This is a genomic window from Mesorhizobium sp. M0018 (assembly GCF_040323955.1).
GTDB lineage: Bacteria > Pseudomonadota > Alphaproteobacteria > Rhizobiales > Rhizobiaceae > Mesorhizobium.
In genome coordinates this window covers 62,253-79,813 of sequence record NZ_JAMYVL010000008.1, presented here as the reverse complement: position 1 = coordinate 79,813, position 17,561 = coordinate 62,253, and the positions used below count along the sequence as shown (strand labels likewise).

Sequence of the window (17,561 nt, the reverse complement as noted above, 5' to 3'; positions counted from 1 at the left end):
GCGTGCCAAAGCGTTACTGCGGACCGATCATCGATGCCCACCATCACCTGTGGGATCTCGGCCTCGGCCGCCATCCCTGGCTCGCGCCCACGGCTGGCGAACGCGGCGGTCTGGGCGAGCTTGGCCCCTTGCGGCGAAACTACCTTCCTGAAGATTATTTGCGCGACGCCGGCCAGCACAGTGTCGTCGCCACCGTCCATATTGAAGCCGGTTGGGCCGGGGATGACTGCGTGGGTGAAACGCGGTGGCTTGAAACCCTCGACAAGTCGCGCGGCGTGGCCGCCCGTTACGTCGTTCACGTACCTCTGGCGAACCGCCAAGCGCCGGCGCTGGTCCAGGCGCAGGCGGCATTCGACCGTGTCGTCGGCGTACGCGACATACTGAGCTGGGATCCTGATCCCGCCCGTCGTTTTGCCGCCCGCGACGGCATCATGGACGATCCGGCCTGGCGTGCCGGCCTGTCCCTGCTTGGGCGCCGCCGGCTGGTTTTCGACCTGATGGTGTTTCCGCGCCAGCTCACCGGCGCGGCGCGCCTCGCAGCGGCATTTCCAGACCAGCTCTTTGTTCTCAACCATTGCGGCAGCCCGATCGATCGCGATGCGGACGGAATGCGGGTGTGGCGCGAGGGGCTGCGGCTTTTGTCGGAGCGCGAGAACGTCGCCATCAAGATATCGGATCTGGTCGCCTACGATCATGATTGGACGCTCGACAGCCTAAGGTCGGTTGTCATGCATTGCATCGACTGTTTCGGTACGCGGCGCGCGATGTTCGGCAGCGACTTTCCGGTCGCCGGCCTGCATGCATCGTTCGATGCGGTGTATGACAGCTTCAAGGCCATTGCAGGAGAGCTTTCCGCGGACGAGCAGACGGCACTGTTCTACGGCAATGCACGGCGCATTTATCGGCTGGACGATATGTCATCGGCGGGCCTGCTCTCTGCCTGAGAGAAGCAGCAGCCCCAGGATCAGCGACCCGAACAGGATACTGCGCCAGCCAGGCGATGCGTTGACCACGGTGATCAGCGCCGTGATCGTAACCAGCAGGATGGCGCCGGGGATGGTGCGGGCATAGGTGCCAAGCCCGCCGAGGATCGAGGTGCCGCCAAGCACCACGGCGGCAATCGAGGCGAGCAGATAAGGATCGCCGATACCGACATAGCCTTGTCCGTTCATGCCGAGGACCAACACACCGGCAAGTCCCGCACAGAAGCCGCTGATGCCGTAGACCGCCAGCGTGGTCGAGGCGACGGGAACCCCGGACAGCGCCGCGGCGAGCGGATTGGCGCCCATCGCGAATATCCGGGCGCCAAGGGATGTCGCATGCATCGTGGTCAGAACGATCACTGAAATGACCACCCACAAAAGCACGCCTGCCGGAATACCGACCGGCCGCGCATTGCCGAGCCAGCGGACCAGCGGGTTCTCGGCGGTCACGGCACTGCCGCCGGCGATGATGATCAGCAGACCTTGCAGGAATGTCGCCATCGCCAGCGTCATGATCATTGGATGAACGCGCAACAGCGCCACGCCCAGCCCGTTCACCAGACCGATTGCGCTCGTCAACGTGAGAACTGCAAGAACGGCGGTGAGCCCTGTCGGATCCGCCTGCCATGAAAGCAGCGGCAGGCTGACAGCGCTAACCGTGACGATCGCCGCGACGGAAAGGTCGATTCCGCCGGCAATCACCACGAAAGTTTGGCCCGCCGCGACCAGGCCGACCACCGCGCCCAATTCAACCAAATAGCGCAAATGCCCATAAGCGCCGAAGCCAGGTGAAGCGAAGCTCGCCGCGATCCATACCGCCGCAACTATAGCGATCGTAAGGAAGGGCCGGCTGCGCAAAATCGTCACGGCGCGCCTGCCGCTCACACTGACTTTCCGTGCTGTCATTGCTGCACCTTGCGGAATTGCGGGATGGCGACCGCCCCGATGATGATGAGGCCCTGGGCGACATATTGGGCGACCGGCGTGAAGCCGAGGAAGAACATGACACTGATCATCAGGCTGAGCAGCAGGCTGCCCGCAAGAGCGCCGCGCATGGTACCTTGGCCGCCAAGGAAACCGATGCCGCCGAGCACTGCGGCGGCTATGGAATTCAGCGTGAACGCCGTGCCGATGACTGGATCGCCCGAACCCGTTTGCGCGGCGATGAACAGGCCGGCGCCTGTGCAAAGCAGGCCGCTAATCGCGTAGGCGGCGATCCGGGCACCGTCGACCGGCACGCTGGAGCGGTAGGCGCCGACGGGATTTTCGCCTGCAGCATAGATGCTCAAACCAAGCGGCGTGGCGAGATAGAGTTTCCACAAAACCACGATGAGTACCAGCAGCACGAATGCCGCCGGCGTGTTGCCGGCAAGCAGGTCCGACAGCCACTCGGGTATGGCGCCCCCCGGCCTCGGCAGGATGAGCAGGGCAGCGCCGCCGATAATGAAGGAGCCAGCCAGCGTCACCACGATCGCCGGCAACCGAAGTTTCACGACGATGAACCCGATCGCGGCACCGATGCCGAGACCGGTCAGCGCCACCGCAGCGGCACCGCCGGCTACGCCCAGCGGTCCAGTCATCGTCGTCGCAGCGATCACTGCGCCCAGGCTGACCATGGCGCCGATGGCCAGGCTTATGCCGCCGGTGAGCATGAGGATCGCCTGGGCCATGGCGACCAGCGCCAGCGGAAACCAGCTCTGGGTGAATTTGGCGAAACCGGACGCTGTCAAGAGGCCGGGAAACAGGAAACCGTAAGCAATGACGAACGCCAGGACCACAGCGAACAGGCTGCGCACGCCGACATTGCGGCGCAGCTGAACCGGCCAGTAGAGCGCGCCGGCTTGGCTTGAGGATGCGACCGCGCTCATGCCGCAACTTTCTGCTGTTCGGCGCCCATTGCGGCGGAAACGATGGCTTCCTCGCTCAGTGCCTCGCGCTCGAGCATGGCCACGATGCGGCCTTCGCGGACCACGCCGACGCGGTCGCAAAGATGCACCAGTTCGGGTGTGTCGGAACTGAGCAGCACGATCGCCTTGCCGGCGGCGGCGAGTTTGCGAAGCATCATGTAGATCTCACGCTTGGTCTCGACATCGACGCCGCGCGTCGGGTCGTTGAGGAGAAGCACAAGCGGCTCGTGTGGCATCCATTTCGCCAGCGCGACCTTCTGCTGGTTGCCACCTGAGAGTGCCTGTGCCGGGCGGTCGAGGTCGCCCTTGATGGCAAGCTGGGCGGCGAGACCCCTTGCCATATCGCGCTCGGCACGCCGACTGCGCAGCTTCAGCGCCGGCAGCCTTGCGAAGGCGGGCAGCATCATATTGGTGATGATGGGATGGATCAGGTGCAGGCCTTCGCGCTTGCGGTCAGCCGGGACATAAGCGAGGCCGAGCGCATTGGCGTTCGGCACGCCGCCGGGCAAACCCGAAACACCGTTTACGGTCGCGGATACCGTCCTGGCGGGGATCGCGCCGTAGAGGCCAAGCAGCAGATCTTCCTGCCCCTGCCCGACCAGGCCGCCAATGCCAAGCACCTCGCCCGTCCTGATGTCGAGATCGACGTCGCGCATCAGGCCGGCCGAAAATTTACGAACCGAGATGGCGTCGGCCGGCGATGGCGAAGGCCGCCATCGTGGAAAGAGATCGCCGGGGTCGCGTCCTACCATCAGCCGTACCAGCCCGGCGGCATCGGTTCCTTCCAGCGAGCAGTCCGCCGTGCAGGTCCCGTCCTTGAGCACGGTGACATGCTTGCACAGCGCCATCACCTCGTTCAGTCGGTGTGAGATGTAGAGAATAGCGACGCCCTCGCCCCGAAGCCTCTCCAGCAGGTCGGTGAGGATTTTTGTCTCAGTTGCCGATAGCGATGAGGTGGGTTCGTCGAGAATGAGCACGCGCGGCCGGCGGTAAAGCGCCTTGGCGATCTCCACCATCTGCCGGCGGCCGAGGGACAGGTGCCCCACCGGCGCAGACAGCGGTTCGTAAAGCCCGACAAGATCGCATGCGGCCCTGGCCCGGACGGCAAGCTCGTTGTAGTCGATCAAGCCGAACCGCTTGGGATAGGCACCGAGCCCGATGTTTTCGGCAATGGACAAGCTGGTCGTCAGGCTGAGTTCCTGCTGGACAACGGCGATCCCGGCCTGTCGCGCATTAGCGGGGGTCATGCGCGAGACCGGGCGCCCATCGACCTCGATCGCCCCGCCGTCCGGGCGCAAGGCGCCGGACAAAAGGTTGATCAGTGTCGACTTACCTGCGCCGTTCTCGCCCAGCAGTGCATGCACGCGGCCGGGCTGGAGAGCGATTGAAACGTTGCGCAGAACGGGGTTGCCGAAAAAGGACTTCGACACCCCCTGCGCGGCGAGAAGCGGAGCCGTGGTTGTCAATGCTACAACCCTTCAGGCTTATTTTTGGGCCAGCAGCTTCTTGAATAGATCCTCATCGTACGGCGAATAGATGTAACCGTCAGCCGGGAAATCCTTCGCCCGGGCGAGGTATTCGTCGATGTTGGAATTGTCGATCACCGGCAACGGGATCTTGACGAAAGCCGGCACATCCTCGCCCTCCAGTGCCTGGACGGCGGTGTAGGTGGCGAAGGCGCCGAGCCAGTTCGGCTGCATCGTCGCCCAGCTCTTCAGGCCCTTTTCCTTCCACAGTTCGAGAAACTGGCGCGCATTCTCGCCGGTGATCGGCACCTGGTCGCGGCCCTGCTTGTCGAGCGCGAGCACGGCGCCCGCCGACAACGCGCCGCCCAGCGACAGGATGCCGTCGATTTCGGGGTTGGCGAAAAGCAGGCTGGTGACGGCCTCCTGGGCGGGCGCGACATTGTAGGGCGTGTTCGTCTCGGCAAGCACCTTCACATCGGGATGGGCCTTAAGCTCGGCATCGGCGCCTTTGCGCCGGTCGTCGCTGACCGAAACGCCGGCTGGGCCATTGAGGATGAGGATCTTGCCCTTGCCGCCGATGGCGTCGATCAGGAACTTGGCCGCCTGATCGCCCCACTGTGAGGAATCGGTGTTGACCTTGGCGGTCACCTGGTCGGTATCGACGAGGCTGTCGAAGTTGATGATGGCGATGCCTTTGGCGCAGGCGTCCGCCAGCACGCGCGCCGGCGCGGTCGACGAACCAGCGATCAAGATGATGGCATCGACATCGGAATCGATCATCGACTGGATCTGCTGAATCTGGACGTTGGCGTCGCCCTGGGCATCGGTCACGACGAGTTTGTCGACCAAGCCTTGCTTCTTCAAAGTCTCGACTTCGGCTTCGATCGTGCCCTGTGTCTGCTTCATCCAGGTCGGCACTGAATAGATATTGGCCCAGCCGATCGTATATGGCGCTTTGCGATCGCCCTTGATGCATTTAGCGGCGGCGTTGGCCTGCGAACCGGCGCCGAGGCTGAGGAGGAGGCCGAGGCAAAGGGCACTGGCGGACGCGAAAAACGATGATTTCGTCATGATTGTTCCCTTCTGAAGTTATGCCTGGACGTGCGGGATCGGGACGAGAGAACCCGCCGGTTGCCGTATCGGAAACCGCCCGTTTTTCTCGTCAGGACTTTCTGCGCCTGGCTCGTTATTGTCCGATATTTCAGACAACAGGCCTGTATATCGGACAAACGGGATGCTAGACTGAGCCTTGACATCTTTCAAGCGTCTTGAGACGAGGGCCGAATGATTTTTGCGCGGGTGCGGCCTACATGAGCGATGGCGTCACTGGTCTAATTGAAACGGAAACCGGCGCCGAGCCGCGCAATGGCGAACGGCGTCGCGGGATCGACCGCGTCATCATGCTACTGGAGGCCCTTCTGCGGCACCGCGCGCCGATGCGCGTCGGCGACATCGCCAAGATGATCGGCGCGCCGCGTTCAACCACTTATGAAATCGTCAACAGCCTGCTGGAAGCCGAAATGCTCGAAAATGTCGGGACGGAAGGCTACGTCTATTTCGGAAAGGCGATGCATCTGTTCGGCTGGGCCTACTCACATCATAATGCCCATTACCGGCGCATCATCGAAACCCTGGACAGACTTGGCGCGGAGACGGGCGAGACCGTCCAACTGTGCGGCCTGCGCGGGACCAAATATGTCGTCCTTGATTGCCGGGACTCGCCTGGCCCGTTCCGGATTTCAAGCGATGTAGGCGTCGAGGTGCCGATACCGTGGACGGCGTCCGGTAGGCTGCTGCTCGGCCGTATGAGCGAGCAGGAAATACGGGACTTCATTCCGCCTGGCGACTACACGCTTCCCGACGGCCGCGTCATTGCGCCAGCCGAGTTCTTCGACGATGTCGCTCTGGCGCGCCAGCAAGGTTTCAGCGAGACCGCCGCTCTGGCCGACCGCTTCACCTGGTGCATGGCCGCGCCGATCCGCGACGGCAACGGAGCCATCAACAAGACGCTTTGTTTCGTGTTGCCCGTCGACACGCCAGAAGCGCGGCGCAGCGAATTGCTTGCCCTGTTATGCGAGCGCGCCAGTGGGTTGTCGCTCGCGGGAAGCTAGTAGAAAATCGGCGCGCGAAGGTCCGGGGTAGGCTCCGTTCGTTCAGCCGCAGCAGCGAAACCCGAAACTGGTACTCCGGTGAGTATGGCAAAGGCGGCAGCGCGCTCCTGCTACCAGATCATCGGATATTCGATCGGAAAGATCGGCGGTCGGCTTCGGCCTGGTTCAGACCTGCCTACGGAGTGTCGCCGACCATGCCTGAGAACAGCACCGAACCGCGCTGGTCGAGAAGAGAAAGCGAAGTGAAGTCCAGTATCGAGAGCCCTCCGTCGGCGATCAGGGTTTGGCCTGTGACGAACGAAGCTTCATCACTCGCGAGGAACGCCACCGCCGCAGCGATTTCGGCCGGCGTTCCCATTCGGTATGTGCGAGGCGATATGAACGTCGGTTCATATGATTACGCTGGCATCAGCGGTTTGACGCGGTCGATAATGGCGGCGACCGCTTCCTTCGGGCTCTTGCGACCGAGGACAGCGAGTTGAACCTCCTCGAGAAACGTCGACTGAGCGCGAGCGGCTTCGGGAAAAGCCGGAAATGCCGGTCGCGCTTTGGCGAGCGCGGCAGCCTCGACCTTCGCCTGCGGCAGCGACCCGGCGAACGACGGCTCGGCATAGGTCGAGGTGCGGACGGGGCCATTGCCGTTGCGCGCCATGTCGAGTGTGGCGGCCTTGCTCGCTACGAAGCGGATGTAGCTCCAGGAGAGCTTCTTGTCCGTCGAATTGGCGGGAATGGCCATCGCCCAGGATTCAACGACCGGATGCATTTCGTGACCGCTGCCGAGGGTTTTGGAGCCGGGGAACTCGATCGCCTTGATCTTTCCCGGTGCGGTCGACTGTTCCTTGTTGTTGAGCTGCGCGTAGCGGGCGAAAGGCAGCACCGCGAAGGCCGCGCGCCCCTGCTGCATCCACGTCACCATGTCGTCGTTGCGCGTTGTGGCATAGCTGCGGGGGAGCGCGCCGGCCTTGAAGAGGTCGGCAAGCGCGGACAGGCCTTTTTCCATCGCCTCCGGATCGGGGACCACCTTGAACTGCTTGTCGATGAAATCGCCGCCGAAGGCGCGGGCGAACATGACCGGGAAGACGGCGAGGTCGCTCGCAAGGATCATGCCGACGACGGGCGTGCCGGACCTGGAGGTGAAGGTCAGCTTCTTCGCCTGGTCGACCAGCTCCTCCAGCGTGTTCGGTGGCGCCGAAATGCCGGCCTCCTGAAGCAGCTCCTCGTTGTAGAAAAGCCCCTGCGTGGCATGGCGCACCGGAACGCCGACGAGCTTGCCGCCGACGGTCATCGAGTGGCGCAGGCCCTCGGCGATATCGTCGAAATCCTCGATCGGCTCGGCTTTCCGGAGATCGTCTAGCGGCTCGAATAGCGAGGCGATCTGCGACGTCATGCGGTTGTCGATGACATAGCCGATGTTGAAATCGGTCTCGCTCAGGCTCGCCTCTCGGAACAGCCGGTCCTGGAGCGGATTGCTGTCAAGCGTGGTCCAGGATATCTGGGCATTGTTCTTGTCCTCCCAGGGCTTGATGACATTGCCGGCGGCGCCGGTCGTCAGGTTGGCTTGGTGGACGCGATGGCAAAGCACATTCAGCGTCTTTACCTGGGCATGGGCCAACCGACCCAAGGCACCCGTCGCGCCGGCGGCCATCGCCGTCGTCAGCAGGGCTCTGCGTGTCATGTGCAAAGGCATTGTCTTCCTCCCTTTCTCGGTGACGTCGTCACCCCTTGGTCGCGCCGGCGGTCAATCCGGCGACGAGAAACCGGTTCATCAGGACCACGAAGACGAGAACCGGCAGCAATTGGACGGTAGAGGCAGCAAAGAGGACGCCCCAGTCGACGCCATCGATCGAACTGATCATCTCCGAAAGGACCAGAGGCGCGGTCTTGGCGTGGTTGGCGGTGAAGATATAGGCGAACAGAAACTCGTTCCACGCGAAGACGACCACGAAGACGGCGACGGCGAGCATGCCGGGCGTTACGAGCGGCAAGATGATCTTCACAAGGATCGTCAGCGGCCGCGCGCCGTCGAGGACGGCCGCCTCGTCGAGTTCGCGCGGTACCTGGTCGATGAACGTGCGCATCAGGAGCGTGCCGAGCGAGACGAAGAAGGTCGCGTAGAGCAGGATCAGCACCAGATGGGTGTCGTTGAGCCCGAGCCGATTGACGACCGGGAACAGTGGCAGCGTTACGACGATCGGCGGGATCAGCCGCGATCCGATCAGAAACATCACCGATCCCTCCAGGAAACGGACGCCTCGATAGCGCGAGTAGGCAAAACCGGCGAGCAGACTTGCCATGACGGCAAGCGCCGTCGCCCCGGTGGTGATGATCAGGCTGTTGACGAGCCCGTCGAAAAAGGCCGGCCAGCGCTGCCACAGCGAGGCGTAGTGCTCGAAGGTCGGTTCGAAGAAGAGCTCCGGTGGAACCGCGAAAATCTCGCGACCGGGTTTGAACGACGAGAGCACGATGAAGCCGATCGGAAACAGTGACCAGACGACGATTGCCGCAACGGCGAGCGTCTTTCCGGCACCGATGGCGAGACGCCTAGAACGCATTGGCCATGGATTCCTTGCGCAGCCGCCAGACATAGCCAGTCGCAAGCAGCAGCGAGATGACGACCATCATCCATGCCGTCGCGGCCGCCGTGCCGAACGAGTTGTAGCGGAAGCCTTCCTGATAAAGATAAACGGAAACGACCTCGGTCGTGCGTGCCGGGCCGCCCTGGGTCAGGAGCCAGACCTCGGAAAAGAGACGGAAGGCGAAGATGTAGCGGAAGAGCAGCGCGATCAGCATCGCTGGCGCCAGAAGCGGCAGCGTGATGTTGCGGAAGAGCTGGAACGCATTGGCTCCGTCGGTGCGCCCAGCCTCATAGAGCTCCTTCGGAACCGCGAGCCGTGCCGCATAGAGGATGATGAATGTGAATGGCAGGTGCAGCCAGATCGTGAGCAGGCCGACGAGGATGAGGCCGTGAGAAGGGATGAACGTCCAGTCGAGCGTCGGCAGACCGGTGTATCGCAGCATCAGCGTGATCGGGCCGACGTCTGGATCGAACAGGAAGCGCCACATTGCGACCGCCGTCACCTCGCTGATGGCGTAGGGAGCGAGCACCACGACGAGCATGACGCGCTGGAGGGGAAGCCCGGAGGCGAAAAGCAGGGCCAGGCCAAGGCCGAGCAGCAGTTCGATATGAACCGCCACGGCGACGACGAGGACCGTGTTCCAGACCGAACCCCAAAAATAGGGATCGGTGAGGACGCGGATATAGTTATCGAAGCCAACGAAGGTTGCCGATTGGCCGAATGACGAGGCTTCGAAACTCAGCCACAGGACGAAGATCGCGGGGAGCACGATGATCCCAAGCACCAGGAGGTGCACGGGCGTCGCATAGAGGTAGGCAGGCGAAAACGCGAAGCGCCGCCTCTTGGTCTCGCCAGCCGCTTCCGCCGCCCCTTCCCCCCTATGGCCGACGGACGCCTCGGAACCAAATGCCATTGCTCCTCCCTGAGCGGTTGCGCGTCAGCCGTCCCTGGCGGCAAGTGGAACGGTGCCCTCCACCGTTGTTCTGTACATCACCCGGCGATATCCGGGATAATCGTTGATGGCGGTGTGCAGGACATGGGGATTGTTCCACATACCGAGCGTCTTCGGTTCCCAACGCAGCCTGCAGTTGAACTCGGGCCGGACAGCCCGCGCCATCAGGAAGTCGATCATCGGCTTGCTTTCTTCCTCCGTCATCCCCTTGAAATTGGTCATCACGCTGCTGACGAAGACATAGCGCCGGCCAGTCTCGGGGTGGCGACAGATCACAGGATGCTCGACGACGGCATTCTCGATCGTCTGGACATCGGCCTTGACGCCGAGCCGGCTGTGGGCCGCGTTGATGGCGAAGACCCCGCGGCCGCTATGGACGCCCGTCAGGCCTTGCAGGATCTCGACCAGCCGCGGCGAAAGCGAGTCATATGCCTTCTCGAGGCTGGAGAAGCAGGTGTCGCCGCCAACCGGCGGCACCTCCTCACCGTAGAGAATCGTAATGCCCGGTGGCTTCGGTAGCCAGGCGAGGTCCATGTGCCAGTCCTCGCCGATCACTTTGCCCGTGTCGTCCGGCTCGCGCACGAAGCGCACGATATCGTCAAAGCCGTCGATCGGCGTGTGCACCGGATTGCCGCTAAATGGTCCGAACCGGCGGGCGACCTTGTGGACGCCAGCGGCGTCAAGCTCCTGATCGCGCACGGCGAGCGCATGATATTTGTAGAGCGCGCGGCGAACGTCCTGGAAGGCATCCTCGCTCGCGCTCGCCAGATCGATCCCGCGAATTTCCGCACCGAGTGCACCAGTGAAGGGGCTGACCTCGAAACGGGTGAATGCATCATCGCGCAGCACGTGATCCTCCCTAATACGCGCCTCGTCGCCATCATGGGCTGACTTACCTGCAAGTAAGTAACTTGAAAGCCAAAGGCTGTCAACTCACCCTCGCTTTGTTCCACCGGATATCTAGCCTCGATCCGAGCCCTTCCCCGCATCCTGCCAAGCGGCGCGGATGATCGCGGCGAGCGCTGCGAAAGTCCTGGCGACCTCGTCGAAGCTTCCGGTGTCCTGCGTCATCGGTGGACAGGACAGAAGGGTAATGCGCAGCATGTGCACGAGCTCGTCGCTGAGTGTGTCGGAGGAAAGCTCTCCGTCCTTCACCGCCTGGTCCACCGCATGACGCAGGCTCTGATCATAGACCCGGTTGACGCGCTCCAGGGCACGTTCCGCTGGTTCGCCGAGAACCGGGAGGTCGTGGCGAAGGCGCGAAAGCGGGCTCCACATATTGCGGGCTCCCTTCTCAGCGTTGAAACGTTCGTAGAAGCGGCGCAGATCCTCGAGCTGCATATCGAGACGGTCGAAGAACCGGATATCGGGGGTCGTCCAGAAGCGCTTGATGCGGGCCTCGGCGTTGGCGGCGAAGTCCGCGATCAATTCCTCCATCAGCTGACGCTTGTTGCCGAAGTGATGATGGATGTTGGCGCGCGTCGTGCCGATTGCCGTCGCTATATCGCCGAAGCTGAAACCATCGTGGCCGCGCAGGACATAGAACTCGGCCGCGACCTCTTTGATTCTGCTGCGGGTAGAGTGCGCCTCATCGCCGGGAGATCCTGAAGTGTTGGCTCTCATATCCCTTCCGAAATTCATGCCGCCGTTGGACGATCAGTATACGGGAGCGAGCTGCACCCCCCGTTTCATACATGGATATTCTTCTACGCACGAGTGGAAGTAATTTGCGCCAGGGGCAGACATTCGCGAAGCATCTTGGCGGCAGCGATTAGCTCGGTGCGGCGGGTGAGTAGATACGGGATGCGTGTAGCGAACTTCAATCGGGTTCGCGCCCTTGACTAGAATTCCGGGTCAAGCAGGGCAGTCAGCTTGGCGGGGGCACGCCGCAACTCAGGCAGTGGATAGCGGCCGCGCATCCGCTGCGCCAACCACTTCCCGCATTGTCACGATGGTGCGGAACGCCCTCACGTTCGAATTGGCGTGGAAGACTTCCCGCGCGAAGACATCGTACGCCTCCATCCCCGGCAATTGCAGGAGGAGCACGAAATCGGCTTCACCGGTGACATACCAGGCCTGACGAACCTCCGAGCGCCCGCGGAGCTTGCCGATGAAGGCGTCCAACTCGACAGCGCTCTCCCGTTCCAGCGAAACGAGCACATGGATGGTTAGCGGCAGGCCCACGGCCGCCGGACGAATGACGGCAATATCCGCCGCGATCACGCCATCCTTCCGCAGCCGGCGCAGGCGGCGCAGGACCGCACTCTGGGAAAGCCCGACCTGCTCGGCGAGACGCCGCGCCGGGATCTGGTTGTCGCGCTGAACCAGCGACAGCAGCACATGGTCGAAGCGATCGAGGGCAGCGGTTTTCGTCATTTGGACAGGCATCTATGACGAAATCAGGCAGCTGGGCAACGATAATAGGCGCCAAGCGCCATCGTTTCGGGAATAGAATTTCGCCTCATGACCACAGACACACAGCCGGGCCTTGGCCCTGATCTCATTGCGGCGCTGTTACAGCGCCTGTCGCCGTTTTATGCACCGACACCGCTGCTCGACCTGCCAAGCCTGGCTGCGAGCCTGGATGTGACCCAGGTGCTTGCCAAGAACGAGGGCCACCGTGCCCTGGGCAGCTTCAAGTCCCTCGGCGGCACCTATGCCGGTCTGTGCGCTCTCGCTCGCGCTACCGGGATGGATATCGATGAACTGCTCGATCCAGAGCGGGCCCAGACGCCGCTGCCGGCGCTAATCACGGCCAGCGCCGGCAATCACGGACTTGCCGTCGCCGCGGCGGCGAAGTTTGCCGGCGGGAGGGCAAGGATATACCTCCATACGGGCGTCCCTGCGGGCCGGGTGCGGCGTATCGATTCCCAAGGCGCCGAAATCGTGTGGGTCGACGGCACCTATGACGATGCCGTCGATCGGGCCTCTGCGGCAGCCCGCGCCGGGGAAGGCATTTTGGTGGCCGATACCTCGAGCGACCCGGATGATCCAGCGGTCGCTGATGTCGTCGCTGGCTATGGCGTGATTGCCGCGGAAATCCGTCGCCAAGTCGACGAGATTGGCCATCTGAGGCCAACCCACCTTTTCGTGCAGGCCGGTGTCGGTGGACTTGCCGCCGCCCTGACGACTGGGCTGAAGGACTGGCTGATGCCTCCGGCCATGATCGTCGTGGTAGAACCAGAGGCCGCAGCCTGCGTCGCGGCCGCGCTGTCGCAAGCACGCTCAGTTCGGATATCCGGCGATCTCAAGACGTCGGCAGACATGCTCGCCTGTGGCGAAGCAGCAGCATCGGCGCTCGACGTACTGCGCCAAGGCAACGCTCGGGTCATAACCGTGTCCGAAGCGGCGCTTGCCGACGCGAAGAGCCGGCTTCGTGAGGCAAACGGTCCAGACACAACCCCGTCGGGTGCCGCCGGCCTCGCCGGCCTCGCCACCGCCGTCGCGGCTTACGGCCTGTCGCAGGAGCTTGCGCTCGACGAATCGAGCCGGGTGCTGATCATCGTGACCGAGGCCGAACTGGAGAAGGACGCATGACGATGGCACCGGACCCGGGATCATTGAACGGAAGAGCGGCTGGGCCGCGGACTGCTCGATATGCCCGCCAGACCCAGCGCAGAACGGGTCCATGAAACTCATCTACCAGACCCACTCCCCCTACGCGCGCAAGGTTCTGGTCTTTGCCCACGAGTCGGGCCTTGCCGGACGTCTGCGCGTCATTCATCAGGAGACGAGCCCCATCAATCGCAACGATGATGTGTTTGCGATCAATCCGCTTGGCAAGGTGCCCGTTCTCGTTGTCGACGACGGCTATGCTCTCTTCGATTCGGGCGTAATCTGCGACTATCTCGACAACCTCGAAAGCAGTCGTCGGCTCATCCCCGAAACAGGGCGGGCCAAATGGTCCGCCCTGCGCCTCCAGGCGCTTGCCGGCGGCATGTGCGACGCAGGCATTTCCATTCGGTGGGAAAACGAGCGCCGCCCTGAACATCTGCGTTATCCCGCCTTGGGTGCAGGCATGACGATGAAGCTTATCGAATCCTATGACTTCGTGGAAAGCGAGGTCGAATTCGACGCGCCGCTCCATGTCGGCCACATCGCGCTCGCCACTTGTCTAAGCTGGCTGGAATTCCGCGGACTGCCCGACTTCCTGCAGGGAAGGCCACGACTGGCACAATGGTATAGCTCCTTCGTGGAACGCCCTTCAATGCGTGCCACGCCCTACGGCGGCGACACGCGAGATTGATATCGATCGCCAGGCTTTCGAGTTCCAGCATGTGTCCCTCATCAGCCAGGCATTCTCGCGGCCATTTGCTGGTCGGCCTCGATAATAGAGCGCGAAACCGGTAATCTTGCCCGGGCTCGCGACCACGGCCGGCAGCTTCTGACGCAGGATTGCGCCGAAGTCGTTCAGGATTTCCTGTGCTGAAACCGGAGCAAAGCCGCCAGCCGAGAGCATCAAAATTCCTGCGACCAAGCCAATGCACAGTCGCTTCCTGGAAATGTAAGAAATGATTGGTTCTCCCGCCCGACCGCCCTGGCGCTGCCGCGCGACTTGTCCCAGGCGCAAGAACTGACATTCACGCCGATTGTTTCACCGGTTCGAAAAAATGTTGATGGCGGGCGGAACTGCGAGGATGTGGCGTTGCGGAGCCATTGAAATTTGGTCGAAACTCTCCAAAATTTTCAGCTGGTGGAAATCGCGACAGCCACCACAGACGACGTCAACAGAGGAGACTATTCAAAGCGGAGGACTATCGATGGAAGGAGCCATTTCGACGAGTTTTCCCCCAATCGGGCCCGAGGGCCCTGATGTTTTTCTTGACCGGTTGCTCCATCCGGCACGGCATTTCGAGCGACCTGAGAACGTGCTGACCGACGTGACGCTGGACTTCCAGGAGAAGCGTGCAATCCTTTCGTCATGGGCATCGGATGCCTGTGCAGTGGAATCGGTGCCGGCGCTGCGCATGCCGCCGGGCGCAACCGAACCGGTCAGCTTCGATGCCATCATGGACGCGTTGCGCCAATTGGATCAATTGGAGAAGCTTCCCGGCGCCGGTCGCGGTCGTGAAATCGAAAGTATCGCGGTCACCGGTTTTACAGCATCCGTCGATCGACTTTGAGTTGAACGCGGCCACTCTCTGTATCCGAGGCATCCGCCCGCCGGCGAGGAACTCCCCGGCGGGCGAGGACTGGCGCGTTCTCTCCGCGTCCATTCATGTAGGGTTCCATAGGTCCGGCTCTCGCCTGAGTGTTGAACCCTTGCGATGCGGAAAAGCGGCCGCATGCCGGCGCAGATGTTGTCTGGATGTTGGCATTGCTGCAGAGCAGCGACCGCCGCCGTGTCGCAGGTGCTTGCCTGCGAGTGCAATGCGGCCGTCAGCCATGATTTCAACGACGTTTTGAAGGGGGTCTATCCGGCGGAGGAAAACGGCATGCCGGGCATGCCGCGCAGGAAAGGACAATGCAGACCCAGTATCGTCGCCGGCTGGTCTGGGCTTCCCACTTTTTTGCGCCGTACCTGGCCTGCACCGATGCCGCGCGGGCTTGGCGACCTATATCCGGTTCCCTGTGGAGGCCGCCATGGACATGAGCAACAGAAAGACGCGGTTCAATATCTGGTACTGGGTCGCGGCGTTCGTGGGCGTGATGGTCGTCCAGTATATCTATGCCACGACGCAGCACGTCGCCGAGATACCATACAGCCAGTTCGAGACCTTGCTGAACGCCGGCAAAATCGCCGAGGTGCAGGTTTCGGACCGCTTCATCCAGGGCCGCTTCAAGGAGCCGCAAGATGGCAGGCCGCTATTCATCACCACACGCGTCGAGCCGAACCTCGCCCGTGACCTGCAGGAGCACGGTGTCACTGTGACCGGCCAGGTCGAAAGCACCTTCCTGAGCGACCTGCTTTCCTGGGTTGTGCCGGTGCTCGTCTTCTTTGGCCTGTGGATGCTGCTTCTAAGACGCATGGACGGCGGCGTCGGAGGTTTGATGCAAATTGGCAGGAGCAAGGCCAGAGTCTATGTCGAAGCCAATACCGGCGTGACGTTCGACGATGTGGCGGGGGTCGATGAAGCCAAGGCCGAGCTGCAGGAGATTGTGGATTTTCTGAAGAACCCGGGCGAATACGGCCGCCTCGGAGGCCGCATGCCAAAAGGCGTGCTGCTGGTCGGACCGCCGGGCACGGGCAAGACTCTGCTCGCCAAGGCCGTCGCCGGCGAAGCCAAGGTCCCGTTCTTCTCGATCTCCGGTTCGGAGTTCGTCGAGATGTTCGTGGGGGTCGGGGCCGCGCGCGTGCGCGATCTTTTCGAGCAGGCGCGGTCCAAGGCTCCCGCAATCATATTCATCGACGAGCTCGACGCTCTTGGCCGCGCCCGCGGGACCATGGTCGGCGGCCACGACGAAAAGGAGCAGACGCTCAACCAGCTTCTGGTCGAACTCGACGGTTTCGATCCACAGATCGGCGTCGTGCTGCTGGCCGCGACGAACCGTCCTGAGATCCTTGATCCGGCACTTCTGCGCGCCGGCCGTTTCGACCGCCAGGTATTGGTCGACCGGCCCGACAAGCAGGGTCGCATCAAGATCCTGCAGGTTCACATGAGCAAGGCCAAGCTGGCGACGGATGTCGACGCGGAAAAAGTGGCGGCGCTGACGCCCGGTTTCACCGGTGCTGACCTGGCCAATCTCGTGAACGAGGCGACGTTGCTCGCCACGCGCCGCAAGGCGGATGCGGTAATGATGGGAGATTTCAACGATGCGGTGGAGCGCATCGTCGCGGGACTGGAGAAACGCAACCGGCTCCTGAACCCGAAGGAGCGCGAGATCGTCGCCTACCATGAAATGGGTCATGCGCTGGTAGCCATGGCCCTGCCTGGCGTCGACCCGGTGCACAAGGTGTCGATCATACCACGCGGCGTCGGCGCGCTCGGCTACACTATCCAACGTCCGACCGAGGATCGCTTCCTGATGACACGCGAGGAGCTGGACAACAAAATGGCAGTGCTGCTCGGCGGCAGGGCGGCAGAATGGATCGTATTCGGCCATCTGTCCACCGGAGCCGCCGATGATCTCGCCAAGGTAACCGACATAGCGCGCGCCATGGTGACGCGTTACGGCATGTCGGCAAAACTCGGGCACGTGGCGCTGGAAAAGGACCCACGCTCCTTCCTGAGCCCCAACCCGCTCGCCGGCGGACCGCGCGAGCACGATTACGGCGAAGCCGCCGCCGATGCCATCGACGCGGAGGTGCGCGACATTGTGGAGGCCGCGTTCGAACGAACCGTCAACCTGCTCACCGAGCGGCGCGACGTGCTGGAAAGGGCGGCACGCAGGCTGCTCGAGACCGAGACGCTCGATGAGACTGAACTTGCGGCGCTGGTCGGAGACGTCTCGACGGCGGATCATGCTGCGCAGTATAGTTCCAGTCCGTCTTCGCATAAGAAGAAGGCTGTGCTGCAGCCGGCCAGGACCGCGGCTGCAATCCCCACGCGCGGATCGGGGAAATTTCGGACGCAATAATGATGTTTCGGACTGCTCCCGCCGGCATAGATCGCTCGTGGAAAGCCG

Annotated in this window: 16 protein-coding genes and 1 pseudogene; 6 read left to right on the top strand and 11 right to left on the bottom strand. The window is 62.6% G+C overall.

Annotation, left to right across the window (positions count from 1 at the left end):
- Window positions 1-2 precede the first annotated feature (2 nt).
- Window positions 3-944, top strand: coding sequence for an amidohydrolase family protein (locus NKJ81_RS13380; RefSeq protein WP_352503470.1), 942 nt, complete (start codon window positions 3-5; stop codon window positions 942-944).
- Here the strand turns inward: NKJ81_RS13380 and NKJ81_RS13375 are convergent.
- Genes NKJ81_RS13375 through NKJ81_RS13360 form a run of 4 tightly spaced genes read right to left on the bottom strand, consistent with a single transcriptional unit; the run spans window position 918 to window position 5,427 of the window.
- On the bottom strand, window positions 918-1,889 hold the full coding sequence (locus tag NKJ81_RS13375) for an ABC transporter permease (RefSeq protein WP_352540717.1): 972 nt from the start codon (window positions 1,887-1,889) through the stop codon (window positions 918-920). The two genes, NKJ81_RS13380 and NKJ81_RS13375, sit on opposite strands and share 27 nt — an antisense overlap.
- Window positions 1,886-2,851, bottom strand: coding sequence for an ABC transporter permease (locus tag NKJ81_RS13370; protein ID WP_352503472.1), 966 nt, complete (start codon window positions 2,849-2,851; stop codon window positions 1,886-1,888). Before NKJ81_RS13370 ends, NKJ81_RS13375 begins: the two co-directional genes overlap by 4 nt.
- The gene (locus NKJ81_RS13365; protein WP_352540716.1) at window positions 2,848-4,356 is read right to left on the bottom strand and encodes a sugar ABC transporter ATP-binding protein; all 1,509 of its coding nucleotides are present in this window, start codon (window positions 4,354-4,356) and stop codon (window positions 2,848-2,850) included. Before NKJ81_RS13365 ends, NKJ81_RS13370 begins: the two co-directional genes overlap by 4 nt.
- An 18-nt stretch (window positions 4,357-4,374) precedes the next feature.
- On the bottom strand, window positions 4,375-5,427 hold the full coding sequence (locus NKJ81_RS13360; RefSeq protein ID WP_352470927.1) for an ABC transporter substrate-binding protein: 1,053 nt from the start codon (window positions 5,425-5,427) through the stop codon (window positions 4,375-4,377).
- A 239-nt stretch (window positions 5,428-5,666) separates the two neighbouring features.
- Here NKJ81_RS13360 and NKJ81_RS13355 point away from each other — a divergent pair, with 239 nt between their 5' ends.
- A complete protein-coding gene (locus NKJ81_RS13355) occupies window positions 5,667-6,467 on the top strand; it encodes an IclR family transcriptional regulator (protein ID WP_352540715.1) in 801 nt (266 codons plus the stop codon).
- A gap of 175 nt (window positions 6,468-6,642) precedes the next feature.
- Here the strand turns inward: NKJ81_RS13355 and NKJ81_RS13350 are convergent.
- From NKJ81_RS13350 to NKJ81_RS13320, 7 genes and pseudogenes are all read right to left on the bottom strand, one after another.
- Window positions 6,643-6,828: pseudogene (locus NKJ81_RS13350) on the bottom strand (SDR family oxidoreductase); the annotation flags it as partial.
- A gap of 36 nt (window positions 6,829-6,864) precedes the next feature.
- Entirely contained in the window at window positions 6,865-8,154 is a 1,290-nt protein-coding gene (locus NKJ81_RS13345; protein WP_352540714.1) for an ABC transporter substrate-binding protein, read from the bottom strand.
- Window positions 8,155-8,182: 28 nt separating this feature from the next.
- The gene (locus tag NKJ81_RS13340) at window positions 8,183-9,019 is read right to left on the bottom strand and encodes a carbohydrate ABC transporter permease (protein WP_352540713.1); all 837 of its coding nucleotides are present in this window, start codon (window positions 9,017-9,019) and stop codon (window positions 8,183-8,185) included.
- Window positions 9,009-9,956 (bottom strand): carbohydrate ABC transporter permease, encoded by a 948-nt coding sequence (locus NKJ81_RS13335; RefSeq protein ID WP_084641568.1) that lies wholly within the window; start codon window positions 9,954-9,956, stop codon window positions 9,009-9,011. The genes NKJ81_RS13340 and NKJ81_RS13335 overlap by 11 nt, the downstream gene beginning before the upstream one ends.
- A 24-nt stretch (window positions 9,957-9,980) precedes the next feature.
- A complete protein-coding gene (locus NKJ81_RS13330) occupies window positions 9,981-10,844 on the bottom strand; it encodes a TauD/TfdA dioxygenase family protein (protein ID WP_352503733.1) in 864 nt (287 codons plus the stop codon).
- Window positions 10,845-10,955: 111 nt separating this feature from the next.
- Window positions 10,956-11,618 carry a TetR/AcrR family transcriptional regulator gene (locus NKJ81_RS13325; protein WP_352503732.1) on the bottom strand — a complete coding sequence of 221 codons (663 nt, stop codon included), beginning with the start codon at window positions 11,616-11,618 and terminating at the stop codon, window positions 10,956-10,958.
- A gap of 270 nt (window positions 11,619-11,888) precedes the next feature.
- Window positions 11,889-12,371 carry an Lrp/AsnC family transcriptional regulator gene (locus tag NKJ81_RS13320; protein ID WP_352540712.1) on the bottom strand — a complete coding sequence of 161 codons (483 nt, stop codon included), beginning with the start codon at window positions 12,369-12,371 and terminating at the stop codon, window positions 11,889-11,891.
- Window positions 12,372-12,458: 87 nt separating this feature from the next.
- On the opposite strand from NKJ81_RS13320, the gene NKJ81_RS13315 reads away from it, so the two are divergent.
- The 4 genes from NKJ81_RS13315 (at window position 12,459) to ftsH (ending at window position 17,513) form a co-directional block, all read left to right on the top strand.
- A complete protein-coding gene (locus NKJ81_RS13315; RefSeq protein WP_352540711.1) occupies window positions 12,459-13,532 on the top strand; it encodes a pyridoxal-phosphate dependent enzyme in 1,074 nt (357 codons plus the stop codon).
- A 91-nt stretch (window positions 13,533-13,623) separates the two neighbouring features.
- Window positions 13,624-14,241 (top strand): glutathione S-transferase family protein, encoded by a 618-nt coding sequence (locus NKJ81_RS13310; protein ID WP_352540710.1) that lies wholly within the window; start codon window positions 13,624-13,626, stop codon window positions 14,239-14,241.
- A gap of 514 nt (window positions 14,242-14,755) precedes the next feature.
- The gene (locus NKJ81_RS13305; protein ID WP_352503729.1) at window positions 14,756-15,118 is read left to right on the top strand and encodes a hypothetical protein; all 363 of its coding nucleotides are present in this window, start codon (window positions 14,756-14,758) and stop codon (window positions 15,116-15,118) included.
- A gap of 460 nt (window positions 15,119-15,578) precedes the next feature.
- Window positions 15,579-17,513 (top strand): ATP-dependent zinc metalloprotease FtsH, encoded by a 1,935-nt coding sequence (gene ftsH, locus NKJ81_RS13300; protein WP_352474454.1) that lies wholly within the window; start codon window positions 15,579-15,581, stop codon window positions 17,511-17,513.
- The last annotated feature ends 48 nt before the right edge of the window (window positions 17,514-17,561 follow it).